Source organism: Stenotrophomonas sp. 05L44_2 (genome assembly GCF_056665995.1).
Genome location: NZ_JBFTNR010000016.1, coordinates 1 through 12,940, shown reverse-complemented (window position 1 = coordinate 12,940; position 12,940 = coordinate 1). Strand labels below are relative to the sequence as shown.

11 protein-coding genes are annotated in these 12,940 nt (G+C 67.2%); 7 read left to right on the top strand and 4 right to left on the bottom strand.

The features are described from left to right. The first annotated feature begins 252 nt into the window (after window positions 1-252). The 3 genes from olsF (at window position 253) to AC1VAN_RS01095 (ending at window position 3,935) form a co-directional block, all read left to right on the top strand. Entirely contained in the window at window positions 253-1,962 is a 1,710-nt protein-coding gene (gene olsF / locus AC1VAN_RS01105) for a bifunctional ornithine lipid synthase OlsF (RefSeq protein WP_032974921.1), read from the top strand. Next, entirely contained in the window at window positions 1,959-2,759 is an 801-nt protein-coding gene (locus AC1VAN_RS01100; protein WP_025877846.1) for a UDP-2,3-diacylglucosamine diphosphatase, read from the top strand. The genes olsF and AC1VAN_RS01100 overlap by 4 nt, the downstream gene beginning before the upstream one ends. Window positions 2,760-2,876: 117 nt before the next feature. Next, complete coding sequence (locus AC1VAN_RS01095) at window positions 2,877-3,935, top strand: metal-dependent hydrolase (RefSeq protein WP_442252094.1); 1,059 nt, start codon at window positions 2,877-2,879, stop codon at window positions 3,933-3,935. A gap of 66 nt (window positions 3,936-4,001) precedes the next feature. Here AC1VAN_RS01095 and AC1VAN_RS01090 read toward each other — a convergent pair whose 3' ends face one another. The 4 genes from AC1VAN_RS01090 to AC1VAN_RS01075 form a co-directional block, all read right to left on the bottom strand. After that, window positions 4,002-4,829, bottom strand: coding sequence for a class I SAM-dependent methyltransferase (locus AC1VAN_RS01090; RefSeq protein ID WP_032974924.1), 828 nt, complete (start codon window positions 4,827-4,829; stop codon window positions 4,002-4,004). 10 nt (window positions 4,830-4,839) lie between these two features. Next, the gene (dusB, locus tag AC1VAN_RS01085) at window positions 4,840-5,835 is read right to left on the bottom strand and encodes a tRNA dihydrouridine synthase DusB (protein ID WP_442252093.1); all 996 of its coding nucleotides are present in this window, start codon (window positions 5,833-5,835) and stop codon (window positions 4,840-4,842) included. A 302-nt stretch (window positions 5,836-6,137) separates the two neighbouring features. Then, the gene (locus tag AC1VAN_RS01080; RefSeq protein WP_025877854.1) at window positions 6,138-7,103 is read right to left on the bottom strand and encodes a ribokinase; all 966 of its coding nucleotides are present in this window, start codon (window positions 7,101-7,103) and stop codon (window positions 6,138-6,140) included. 26 nt (window positions 7,104-7,129) lie between these two features. Beyond that, window positions 7,130-8,428 carry a NupC/NupG family nucleoside CNT transporter gene (locus AC1VAN_RS01075; RefSeq protein ID WP_032974926.1) on the bottom strand — a complete coding sequence of 433 codons (1,299 nt, stop codon included), beginning with the start codon at window positions 8,426-8,428 and terminating at the stop codon, window positions 7,130-7,132. Between the two features lie 193 nt (window positions 8,429-8,621). On the opposite strand from AC1VAN_RS01075, the gene AC1VAN_RS01070 reads away from it, so the two are divergent. From AC1VAN_RS01070 to AC1VAN_RS01055, 4 genes are all read left to right on the top strand, one after another. Next, window positions 8,622-9,593 carry an aldo/keto reductase gene (locus AC1VAN_RS01070; protein ID WP_025877856.1) on the top strand — a complete coding sequence of 324 codons (972 nt, stop codon included), beginning with the start codon at window positions 8,622-8,624 and terminating at the stop codon, window positions 9,591-9,593. Window positions 9,594-9,790: 197 nt separating this feature from the next. Next, window positions 9,791-9,985: a hemin uptake protein HemP gene (hemP, locus tag AC1VAN_RS01065; RefSeq protein WP_005412278.1), complete on the top strand. Its 195-nt coding sequence runs from the start codon at window positions 9,791-9,793 to the stop codon at window positions 9,983-9,985. Between the two features lie 152 nt (window positions 9,986-10,137). After that, on the top strand, window positions 10,138-12,324 hold the full coding sequence (locus AC1VAN_RS01060) for a TonB-dependent hemoglobin/transferrin/lactoferrin family receptor (protein WP_025877865.1): 2,187 nt from the start codon (window positions 10,138-10,140) through the stop codon (window positions 12,322-12,324). Window positions 12,325-12,328: 4 nt separating this feature from the next. Then, window positions 12,329-12,931, top strand: coding sequence for a ChuX/HutX family heme-like substrate-binding protein (locus tag AC1VAN_RS01055; RefSeq protein ID WP_282280388.1), 603 nt, complete (start codon window positions 12,329-12,331; stop codon window positions 12,929-12,931). Window positions 12,932-12,940 lie beyond the last annotated feature (9 nt).

Genomic DNA, 12,940 nt, shown 5'->3' with positions numbered 1-12,940 from the left:
CCTGTGCATTGTGAACCTGTATGGGTTGCCAGTGGTTAAGGTGTTGTGCCCGGCAGAGCAGGCCTTGGCGGGCACTGTGGGGGCATCGTGCACAGGCAGTGTTCCACTGGCGTGACCATTGCCGCCCACCGCCGGGACCGGATGTGCCAGCACCTGCGCCGTCATCATTCTGCCGCCAAACCGCCATCTGGCTGCCGCCTGCCGGGAGCAGGCTCTCGGCCAACCCGGCCGCCGGGCAGGAGTGGACACGCCATGCAGGAACTCGAACAGCGTCTGCAGCAACGCTATCCCGACTGGTTCCATGGCCGTCGCGGCCAACTGGCCCGGCCCCTGCTGCGCAGCGTGGGACGCTGGTCGCGGCTGGACCGGATCGAGGCGTTCCTGCGCCGCAACGCCAACGTGCGCGGTTTCGACTTCGTCGCCGCCGGGCTGGAGTTCATCGAGGGTCGCTACCACGTGGACCCCGCCGCGCTGGCGCGGATCCCGGCCACCGGCCGCCTGCTGATCGTGGCCAACCACCCTTCCGGCGCGCTGGATGCGCTGGCGCTGCTGGATGCGGTCGGCCGCATCCGCCGAGACGTGCGGATCGTGGCCAACGATCTGCTGGGCGCGATCGGGCCGCTGCAGGACCTGCTGCTGCCGGTACGCATCCTCGGCGGCAAGGTCCAGCGCAGCAGCCTGCAGGCGGTGGAGCAGGCGCTGGCGGCCGAGCAGTGCGTGATCGTGTTCCCGGCCGGCGAGGTCTCGCGGCTGTCGCTGCTCGGCATCCGCGATGGCCGCTGGCAGCGGGGGTTTGTCCGCTTTGCCCGCGCCGCCGCCGCACCGGTACTGCCGGTGCGGGTGGAAGCGCGCAATTCGGCGCTGTTCTACGGCGCTTCGACCCTGTTCAAGCCGGCCGGTACGGCACTGCTGGCACGGGAGATGTTCGCCCGCCGCGGCCGGCCGCTGCGGCTGCGCATCGGCGAACCGATGCAGCTGGGGCAGGGTGATCCCGGCGCGCAGCTGCTGGCGGTGCGCCGCGCGGTATATGCGCTGGGGCGCAGCACAGCCATTGCCGAAGGCTGCCCGGCAGGGCCCGAGCCGCTTGCCGCGCCGGTGCCGCCTGCACAGGTCGCCGCTGCGATTGCCGCCGCCACCGTGCTGGGGCAGACCGCCGATGGCAAACAGATCCTGCTGGCCAGCTGCACGGCCGATTCGCCGCTGCTGCACGAGCTGGGGCGGCTGCGCGAACTGACTTTCCGCCAGGTGGGCGAGGGCACTGGGCGCAGTCGCGACCTGGATGACTTCGACCTGCACTACCAGCACATCGTGATCTGGGACGGCACCGCCCAGCGCATCGCCGGTGCCTACCGGATCATGCGGGGCGCGCAGGCGCTGGCGCGCCGGGGCCTGGCCGGGCTCTACAGCGCTTCGCTGTTCCGCTATTCCGACGACGCCATTCCCCGCATTGCCGAAGGCCTGGAATTGGGCCGCAGCTTCGTGGTGCCCGATTACTGGGGCAGCCGCAGCCTGGATTACCTGTGGCAGGGCATCGGCGCTTACCTGCAATGCCAGCCCGGCATCCGCTACCTGTTCGGTGCGGTGTCCATCAGCGCCGCGCTGCCACGCGATGCGCGGGAGCAGCTGGTGGCCTATTACCAGCGTTACTACGGCGCAGCCGATGGCCGCGTGCAGTCGAACCGGCCGTTCCAGTACTTCGCCGCGCCACCTTGCTTTGGTGAGATGGATGCGGCGGCTGCCTTCGACGTGCTCAAAGCCAATCTCGCCGCGCTCGGTACCGGTGTGCCCACCTTGTACCGGCAGTACACAGACCTGTGCGAACCCGGCGGTGCAAGGTTCCTGGCGTTTGGCGTCGATCCGGATTTCAGCGACTCGATCGACGGCCTGATCGAAGTCGACCTGCACGCGATCCGGCCACACAAGCGCAAACGCTATCTGCGCGATGCGGGGATGCCGGCATGAGCACGCTGGCGAACCTGGCACCGCATCGTCGCGCCGTGTTCGTCTCCGATGTTCATCTCGGGTCGCGGCATTGCCACGCCACCGAGCTGGCGCGTTTCCTCGGCACCCTGCGCTGCGAGCGCCTGTATCTGGTCGGCGACATCATCGACCTGTGGTGGATGGCACACCGACGCGCCAACTGGCGGCAGTCGCACAGCGAGGTCATCCTGGCCCTGCACGCGCTGCGACGCGCCGGTACCGAGATCATCTACATCCCCGGCAACCACGACGCCTCGCTGCGCCAGGTGTGCGGCCTGATGCTGCCGGCGATGCAGGTGCGCCGCCGTGCGATCCACACCACCGCCGATGGCCGCCGGCTGCTGGTGGCGCATGGCGACGACTATGACGGTGTCACCCACTTCGGTGGCCTGCAGGAGCGGTTTGGTGACTGGCTGTACTACCGCATCCTCACCGGCAACCATCTGTTGAATGCGGTGCGGCGCCGACTCGGGATGCGCTACTGGTCACTGTCCGAATTCCTGAAACGGCAGAGTGGTGCCGCTGAACGCTACATCGAGCGCTTCGTGCAGGCCGGCCTGGACGATGTTCGCCGGCGAGGCCTCGACGGCATCATCTGTGGGCACATCCACCGCGCCGCACTGATCGAACGCGACGGTCTGGTCTACGCCAATGACGGCGACTGGGTGGAGAGCCTGACCGCGTTGGCCGAGGACCACGACGGCGCCATGCGGCTGCTGGACCACAACGGGCGGACGTTGGTGGAGCTGCCGGGAGCACGGTTGTCGCAGGCAGCGTGATTCACAGCTGCAGGGACAGGCCCACGCGCGGCTGCGGCCGCACTGGCAGCTGACTGACGCGCCGCCGGGCAGGAAACCGCCGCTGCACGGAGATCGCCAAGCCGCTAGCATCGGCCGATGGACTCATTGACCCAGATCGTTCTTGGCGGCGCCGTCGCTGCCGCCATCGCCCCGCCTGGACACCGCCGTGCCGCCCTGCTGGCCGGTGCCGCGCTCGGTACCCTGCCGGACCTGGATGCCCTCTGGCTGGGCTTTGCCGCCGCCGACCCGGTGGCGAACATGACCGACCATCGCAGCTTCAGCCATTCGCTGCTGGTGCTGCCGTGGGTGGCCGCGCTGATCTGGTGGCTGTTCAAGCGCTTCGGCAACGGCCGGGTGGCGCAATCACCGCTGCGCTGGTTCTGGGCGATCCAGCTGGCGCTGGTCACCCCTCCGGTGCTGGATGCGTTCACTGTCTACGGCACGCAGCTGTGGTGGCCGTTGCAGCCACATCCCGCGATGGGTTCGAGTGTCTTCATCATCGATCCCGGCTACACGGTGTGGCTGCTGCTGGGCTGCGTGCTGGCGTGGTTCGGCCGCGCGCGACCGTGGGTGGGCAAGGTGCTCTGCGTTTCGTTGCTGCTCAGCAGTGCGTACCTGGGCTGGGGGCTGATCGCCAAGGCACAGGTCGACCGCGCCGCGCAGCAGAGCCTGGCCGCGATGGGCCTGGGCGACGCGCCGCGGTTCTCGGTGCCGATGCCGTTCAATACCCTGTTGTGGCGGGTCGTGGCGATGACCCCGAATGGCTACGTGGTCGCTGACCGTTCGCTGGTGGCCGACCACGGGCCGATGCGTTTCGAGGGGCATCCGTCCAACGTGCAGGCCTTGCGCGAAGCGGCGGGAATTCCGGCAGTACGGCGCCTGCAGTGGTTCAACCGTGGCTTCATGCGCGCACAGGTGGTGCAGGGCAGGCTGGTGCTGAGCGACCTGCGCATGGGGCTGGAGCCGGACTACACCTTCAATTTCGCGGTGGCCCAGCAGGTTGATGGCCAGTGGCGCGCGATCGTGCCCGAGCAGTTGCGGGTGGACTACAGCAGCCCGGCCGCGCGTGCCGATGCCGGCCGCCGGTTGTCGGCGATGTGGCAGCGCATCTGGCACGAACCGGCGGTGGCGGACGGCGCCGCCGCGCACCCGTAGATCCACGCCACGGCCCATCAGCACAGTAGATCCACGCCATGCGTGGATGGCGTGTACCGCGGCCGCTCAATACACCGTTGCGCGGCCCTGCACGAACGAATAGAAGAACACCGCGTTCGGATCGTTCTGCACCAGCCGGAACTCGCGGCGCATGCCCTCCACCGTCTCTTCGTCCACCGTGCCGGCCTGCAGCAGCTGGTCGGCCGCCGACAGCAGCAGCTGTTCCCAGAAAGCGATCATCGTCTTGCGACGTGCCGGTTCGCGGTTGTCCAGATGGATGGTCTTGATCTCGGTGTGCACATCGCGGAAGCCACCGGCCAGCAGCAGGTTACCCAGCTTGGCGCCGACGAACGGATCACCGCCGTGGTCGTACTGGAAATCGTTGAAGGCCATCCAGTAGCGCCAGATGTGCGGCGAATACGGATCAAGCAGGAACGAAGCATTCATCACCTCGGTGATGTAGACCGGCGAGCCCGGGGCCAGCACGCGGCGTACTTCACTCAGCACGCGCGCCGGCGACGGCACGTGTTCCAGCACCCAGCACAGGAACGCCGCATCGAAGCTGCGCGCCTCGAAAGGCAGTTCGCCGGCATCGGCCTGCTGCAGGGTGTAGCGGTCGTTGCACCACGGCGTGCGCGCCAGGTTTTCGCGCGCGGTTTCCAGCTGGGCCTCGCTCAGGTCCACGCCGGTCACGTGCAGCTCGGGGAAGCGGCGCAGCAGGATCTCGGTCTGCGCGCCCACGCCACTGCCGACTTCCAGCAGGCGCTTTGCGCCGCTGTAATCGATCTGGCCGAAGATGCTCGTTTCCAGCAGGCGCGCCTGGGTCATCAGCCGTTGCTGCTCCGTGCCGGAGAACCCATGCAGGTAGGTCGGGGAAGAAATCGGCGGGGTCATGGGGGCGGGCTCAGGCAGCGGAAGACATCGCCGGTTCCCCGGCAATCAGGCGGTCGAAATAGTCGGTGGTCAGCGCGATCTGGCTGGCCGGATCTTCGGCGCGGTTGACCACCGCGCGGAACGCGGCATTCTCCGGCCGATCCTTGGCGTACCAGCCCAGGTGCTTGCGCGCGATGCGCACGCCCTGCGGTTCGCCGTAGAAATCGTGCAGCGCGTGCAGATGGCCGAGCAGGATGTCGCGCACTTCGGCCAGCGACGGCGGCGGCAGCTTCTCGCCGGTGGCCAGGTAATGCGCCACTTCGCGGAAGATCCACGGCCGGCCCTGTGCGGAGCGGCCGATCATCACCGCATCCACGCCGGTCTGCTGCAGGACGAAGGCGGCCTTCTGCGGCGAATCGATATCGCCGTTGGCGATCACCGGGATGCGCAGCGCGGCCTTGATCTCGCCGATCGTGGCGTACTCGGCCTGGCCGGTGTAATGCTGGTCGCGGGTACGGCCGTGCACCGCCAGCGCAGCGATGCCACTGTCTTCGGCGATGCGCGCGATGAGCGGGCCGTTGCGATGGTCGCAGTCCCAGCCGGTGCGGATCTTCAGCGTCACCGGCACGTCCACCGCGTTCACCACTGCTTCCAGGATGCGCGCGACCAGCTGCTCGTCGCGCATCAGCGCTGACCCCGCCCAGGCGTTGCACACCTTCTTGGCCGGGCAGCCCATGTTGATGTCGATGATCTGCGCGCCATGGTCGACGTTGTAACGCGCGGCCTCGGCCAGCTGCTGCGGCTCGGTGCCGGCGATCTGCACGCTGATCGGCGCCGGTTCACCGGCATGGTCCATGCGGTGGATGGACTTGCGCGTGTTCCAGAATCGCGGGTCGCTGATGGTCATTTCCGTGGCGGCCAGGCCCGCGCCCAGCCGTTTGCACAGCAGGCGGAAGGGTTTGTCGGTAACGCCGGCCATGGGCGCAAGCACGACGTTGGGGGCAATGGAGTACGGGCCGATCTGCATGTGCCCATTGTAGGGCGCGGCAGGCGCCCCGGCTGGGTTTGCGGCTCGCCGGTTCAGGCCGATCCTGACCGACCTCATGCCGGACGGGCATCAGCAGATGCTTGATGGTCGCTTCCGTCGCCCCCACGGGCCGGTCATGGTGGGCGGCTGGGCGGGCCGGCAAGGCGCATCCACGCATGGCGTGGATCTACTGTGCCCCGGTAGATCCACGCCATGCGTGGATGGGGCCTTGCCCATGAACGTGAAAAGGCCCGGGCATCTGCATGCCCGGGCCCGATCATCATCCCCACGGGGATGTCGCGTTACTTCACTTCGGCATCGGCCGGGGTGAAGCGCGGCATCGCCGCCGCTGCGCCTTCCTTCTCGGTCGAGCGACCGGCGAACTGGTTGGCGAAGCGCACGTGGCGGGCGAACGGAGCGTCCGGCACCTGTGCCATCGAGGCCACCAGCGCACCGTTGAAGGCATCGCCGGCACCGGTGGTGTCGATCGCCTGCACCTGTTCGGCACCCACGCGGTAGTACGGCTGGGTGTCGCCACGCAGGTGCTCGTCGGCATGCGACACGAACACGCCCACCGAACCCAGGGTCACCACCACCGTGCCGTTGCCGACCAGCTTGCGGCACAGCGCGTGCAGGCTGGCACCGTCCAGCGCGGCGACGTCATTGGCATCCACGCGCTCGCCGACATGACGGCCGAGCAGGGCGGCGAACTCGGTTTCGTTCGGGGTGATCACATCGGCCAGCTTSAGCAGGCCGATGCTSGACGGGGCGTCGGCCGGGGCSGCGTTGAGMACGGTGGTGACACCGGCCTCRCGGGCTACGGCCAGGGCCGCTTCGATGGTCTGCACCGGCGATTCCAGCTGCACCAGCACCACTTTGGCGCCGGTCAGCAGGGCCTGCTGTTGCTGTACGAAGTCGGTGCTCAGCGCCGCGTTGGCACCCGGACCGATGACGATGGTGTTGCGGCCACGGGCATCGACGTAGATGCCGGCGGTGCCGGTCGGCTCGCTGCTGGCTTCGGCGATCAGCGCGAAACCATCCTGCGCGGCCAGGTCACGGGCGGTGGCACCACCGGCGTCGTCGCCCAGTGCACACAGGAAGCTGGTGTCAGCGCCGGCACGGCAGGCGGCAACGGCCTGGTTGAAGCCCTTGCCACCGGGACCGGTGCTGTAGCGGCCGGCAATGGTCGCACCCGGTGCCGGCAGCGACTCGCACCGCCACACGTGATCGACATTGAAGGAACCGACGACAACGACACTGCTGCTCATAGGGAATCTGTTCTCGAAACTAGGGTTCAGCTGAAATGCGTCAGCACGCCGGCGATGGTAGCCGTCATGAAGGTGGCGATGGTACCGCCCAGCACCGCGCGCAGGCCGAACTTGGCCAGATCGTGGCGACGTTCCGGTGCCAACCCGCCGATGCCGCCAATCTGGATCGCGATCGAACTGAAATTGGCGAAGCCACACAGCGCGTAGGTGGCGATCAGGCGACCTTCGTCGGACAGGCTCATGCCCGGCACCTGGCCATTCACGATCTTCGACAGTTCGGTGTAGGCGACGAACTCGTTGATCACGACCTTCTGGCCGATCAGCGAACCGACGGTGGTGGCGTCGGCCCACGGGGTGCCGATCACCCAGGCGATCGGGGCCAGCACGTAGCCGAAGATGGTCGACAGGTCGGTCGGCTTGCCGATCGCAGCCGCCAGGCCGGTCACTTCACCGATCCAGGTCAGCGGCGCATTGAGCAGGGCGATCAGGGCGATGAAGGCCAGCAGCATCGCACCGATGTTCAGGGCCAGCTTCAGGCCGTCACCGGCGCCGGCGGCGGCGGCGTCGATGATGTTGCTGGAGGTCTTCTCCACTTCCATCTTGACCGTGCCGCGGGTCAGCGGGGTGCCGGTTTCCGGAATCAGCAGCTTGGCCACGACCAGGGTGGCCGGTGCCGCCATGATGCTGGCCGCCAGCAGGTGCTTGGCGTAGAACGCCTGCTGCACCGGATCGCCGCCGCCCAGCATGCCCACGTACGCGGCAAGCACGCCGCCGGCGATGTGGGCCATGCCGCCGATCATCATCGTCAGCAGTTCGGACTGGGTCATCCTGGCGATGTACGGACGCACCGTCAGCGGCGCCTCGGTCTGGCCGATGAACACGCTGGCGCAGACGCTGGTGGTTTCCGCACCGGACACGCGCATCACCTTGGTGATCGACCAGGCCATCACCCGCACGATCGCCTGCATGACGTTGAGGTGGTACATGACCCCCATCAGCGCCGAGAAGAAGATGATCGTCGGCAGCACCTGGAAGGCGAAGATGAAACCGTAGTTCTTGACGTCCATCAACGAGCCGAAGATGAACTTCGAACCTTCGTTGACGAAGCTCAGCACCTTCACGAAGCCCTGGCCCAGCGCATCGAACACGTCGCGCCCGCCCGGTACCAGGATCACCAGTGCCGCAAAGGCGATCTGCAGGGTGATGCCGGTGGCGACCAGCTTCCAGTCCACCGCGCGCTTGTTGTTGGAAAACAGCCAGGTGATGCCGATCAGCACCGCCAAACCGAACAGGCCGAAGCCGATCCTGCCCAAACCTTCGACCATCTGAGTGACTCCCCTGGGGCGTCGCGAAAAACGGGAAGCCTAGTGCAGGGCAGGGGCCGGAGCAAGGAAAAGCCGTCTGCGCGCGGCCATCGGCTCCGATCAGGCCAGCAACAGCAAGGGGTTGYGCCTGCCGGGACAGGTAGAATGGTGGCTTGATCCCGGCCCGTATGCGGGCCCGCAGCAGGAGAATCGCATGCTCTACCGTCGCCTTGGCTCCACCGGCCTGCCGATGTCCGCCCTGTCCTTCGGCGCCTGGGTGACCTTCGGCGACCAGGTGCCGCGCGACGAGGCGCGCAACCTGGTGGCGGCGGCCTGGGACCATGGCATCAACTTCTTCGACAACGCCGAGGGCTATGCCAACGGCCGCGCCGAGCAGGTGATGGGTGATGTGATGGCCGACCTGCGCCTGCCGCGCGATGGCTTCTGTGTGTCCAGCAAGGTGTTCTTCGGCAGTGCCAAGGATCCCCGGCCCACCCAGCGCGGCCTGTCGCGCAAGCATGTGACCGACGCCTGCCACGCCGCGCTCAAGCGCCTGCGGGTGGACTACCTGGACCTTTATTACTGTCATCGTCCGGATCCGGACGCGCCGATCGCTGAGACGGTGCATGCCATGGACACCCTGGTCCGGCAGGGCAAGGTGCTGTACTGGGGCACGTCGGAATGGTCGGCCAACCAGATCCAGGAGGCGGTGGACATCGCCGCGCGCCACAACCTGCAGGCGCCGTCGATGGAGCAGCCGCAGTACAACCTTCTGCACCGTCAGCGCGTGGAAGTGGAGTACGCGCCGCTGTATGCCACCGCCGGACTGGGCACCACGATCTTCTCGCCGCTGGCCTCGGGCCTGCTGAGCGGCAAGTACGACGACGGCGTGCCGGCCGATGCGCGCCTGGGGCGCGAAGGCATGGGCTGGCTGCAGGACCTGGTGCTGGGCGACAACGCCGATGAGCGTTTGGCCCGGGTGCGCCGCTTCAGTGCGGTGGCCCGCGAGCTGGGTCACGCCCCGGCCAGCCTGGCCATCGCCTGGTGCCTGCGCAATCCCAACGTCTCCAGCGTGATCCTCGGCGCCAGCCGGGTCAGCCAGCTGCTGCAGAACCTGCAGGCGCTGGACGTGCTGGCGCAGGTGGACGACGCCGGCTGGGCGCAGGTGGAAGCCGTATTCGCCTGAGGAACGGGGACAGGTGGCAGGGCCGAACCCACGCTCGGTCGGCCCTCCCGCGCGCAGTCGGGCCCATTTCAATAGATGGCAGCTATCGAATTTTAGATTTCGATCATTAATTCCATCAATGAAGTTGAGAATGGTTGTTGATTGTCAACTGAGAATCATTATCATTTAACTCGTCCCTCGCACGAGTCCAGATGCTCATGAATGCTCAACCTGTACTGCTGCGCCCCGAAACGCTGACCCTCCGCGACCGCCCGGTGCGTGTCGTGCCGCCGGAAGAGGTCATCGACAGCGAAGCCCTGCTCAAGGGCCGTCGTGAAATCCTGATCCAGCACGGTGACCGTTTCTACCGTCTGCGTCATACCAGCAACGACAAGCTGATCCTGACCAAGTAACGCGGTCTGGTCGCCCGCCTCCCTCCCTCCTGTCGGCAGCGCCGGCAGGGTGGGCGACCCGTCCGCTCCTGCTCTCTCCCCCTCGGTCTACCGTTCATGCCTGTCTGGCGTGGCGGTGGCCGGGGGTTCCCCTGCCTGACCGAACGATGCCGATGACCCGCCCGACTGCCCTTTCCATTGCCCTGTGGATGGCTCTGCCGCTGTCCGCCCACGCTGCTGCCGATGCCGCGCCCGACGCGCGCGAATTCGATCGCGTGCAGGTCACCGCCACCCGTACCGAACGTGCGGTCAGCGATGTCGCCGCCACCGTCGATGTGATCGACCGCGAGCAGATGGACCGGCAGCTGGTGCAGGACATCAAGGATCTGGTCCGCTACGAGCCGGGCCTGTCGGTCAGCCGCAGTGCCACCCGTTTCGGCCTTGGCAGCATCCGCATCCGCGGCCTGGATGGCAATCGCGTACGCATCCAGACCGATGGCATCGCCATGCCGACCAGCTTCAACATCGGTTCGTTCTCCAACGCCAACCGCAACTTCACCGACCTGGACACGCTCAAGCGCGTGGAGATCGTGCGCGGGCCGGCGAGTTCGCTGTACGGCTCGGACGCACTTGGCGGCGTGGTTGCCTTCGTCACCAAGGATCCGGCTGATTACCTCAAGGATGGCAAGGACAGCTACGTCGGCCTGAAATTCGGCTACGACGGCGAGTGGAAGGGCCTGCTCGGCGGCGTCACCAGCGCTTTCGGTGGCGAGCACTGGAGCGGCATGGTCAACATCAACCACCGCCAGGGCCAGGAAACCGACAACAAGGGCGATGTGCGCAGCAATGACAACACGCGCACCGCGGCCAACCCGCAGGACCGCGATGGTCGCAGCGGCCTGGCCAAGCTGGTCTATGCGCCCAGCGAAGACCAGCGTTTCCGCCTGACCGTGGAAGGCAACGAAGACAACACCGATACCGACGTGCTGTCCTCGATCGACCGCACCACCACCACCGGCATGAAGGCGCGCGACAAGCAGAACCGCACCCGCGTGTCCTTCGCCCACGAGATGGATGCGCTGGACAAGGGCTTCGCCGACAGCCTGCACTGGCAGGTCTACACGCAGGACAGCGAAACCACGCAGCGCACCGATGAGGCGCGCGCCAACGGCAGCCGCCGCCATCGCGAGTTCAGTTTCGACCAGCGCGTCTATGGCCTGCAGGCGGTGTTCAACAAGGCCTTCAGCACCGGCAGCGTCGAACACGCGCTGACCTATGGCTTCGATGGCGCCCGCACCGAGATCCGCCAGAAGCGCGATGGCTACCAGGTCAGCAATCGTGGCGTGGTCAGCACGACGATCCTGCCCGACGCGTTCCCCGTGCGCGATTTCCCGATCAGCAAGACCACCGAGCTGGGCCTGTACGCGCAGGATGAAATGCGCCTGGCCGATGGCAGGCTGTCGTTGGTGCCGGGCGTGCGCGTGGACCGCTACGAACTGAAGCCGGACGTGGACAGCATCTTCGCCGAGGACAACCCCGGCGTGGCCGTGTCGGAGCTGAAGAAGACCAGCGTGTCGCCGAAGTTCGGCCTGGTCTATCGCTTCACCGACGAGTGGTCGCTGTTTGCCGGTTACTCGCGTGGTTTCCGCTCGCCGCCGTACAACGACGTCAACCTCGGCTTCACCAATTTCGCTTTCGGCTACACCGCCATTCCCAATCCGGACCTGAAGCCGGAAACCAGCGATGGCGTTGAGCTGGGCCTGCGCTTCCTGTCGCCGGCGGCGTACGTGAGCGTGAGCGGCTACTACAACGACTACAAGGACTTCATCGAGTCGCAGACGCTGGTGGGTACCAACCCGCAGGGCCTGATGGTGTTCCAGTCGCGCAACATCGCCGACGCACGTATCTATGGCGCCGAACTGAAGGCCGGCGTCGACTTCGGCCAGATCCGTCCCGCACTGCAGGGCTGGGCGCTGCGCAGTGCGGTGGCGTGGTCGCGCGGCGACAACAAGACCGAAGACACGCCACTGGATTCGGTCGATCCGCTGCGCGGCACCGTCGGCCTGATGTACGACACCGATACCTGGGGAGTTGAACTGGCAGGCACCTTCGTCAAGCGCAAGGACCGGCTGGCCAGCACCACCACCTATCGCCCGGCGGGCTATGGCGTGGCCGACCTGATGGCGCATTGGAACTTCGCCCCGGGCGCCACCTTCAACGTCGGTGTCTTCAACCTGGGTGACAAGCGTTACATCGACTGGTCCAACGTCGGCTCGACCCTGTCGGCCACCAGTACCGTTCTGGACCGCTATACCAGCCCCGGCCGCACCCTGTCGGCCAGCCTTGCCGTGTCCTGGTGATCCCATGAGCCGAGCCCTGTCCGCGCGTCGCCTGCCGTCCTCCCTGTCGCGTTCGTCGCCGCGGGCCTGGCCTGCGCCGGCACAGCTGGCAGCGCTCGGTACTGTGTTGTGCCTGTATCACGCCGATGGCAACGAACTGGGCGGTTGGCGCCAGGCGGTATCGGTGCATGCCTGCCAGGGCGTGGACAGCGAGGGCCTGCGCGAAAGCCTGTGCTTCCTCGATGCACGTGGCAGTTGCGTGTGGCGCCTGTACCTGTTGCCGGACAGCGATTTCCTGGCCTGGGACCGGCTGGTGGCGACGCTGCCGCCGGGTCCTTCGCACGATAGTGATGGCAGCGTCGGTGAACGCCTGTGGCGGCGCCTCGCCGGGCATCTGGGCGGACAGCGCTGGCGTCTGTGCACACTGCGCCTGCACGCCGCCGACGAGGGCCGGACCCTGGCCGCCAGCCTGTCCACGCTGTCGTCGCTCGGTGCCGCCACCGCGCGCCGCATCGCACGCATGGAAGGCGCCGAAGGCGAACTGGCGATCGACGACTGCTGCTGCGCCGACGCCGCACGCCGCCCTGCCGCGCGCGCTCCCGGCGACCTGCCGCTGGTACGGCTGTGACCTGATTGC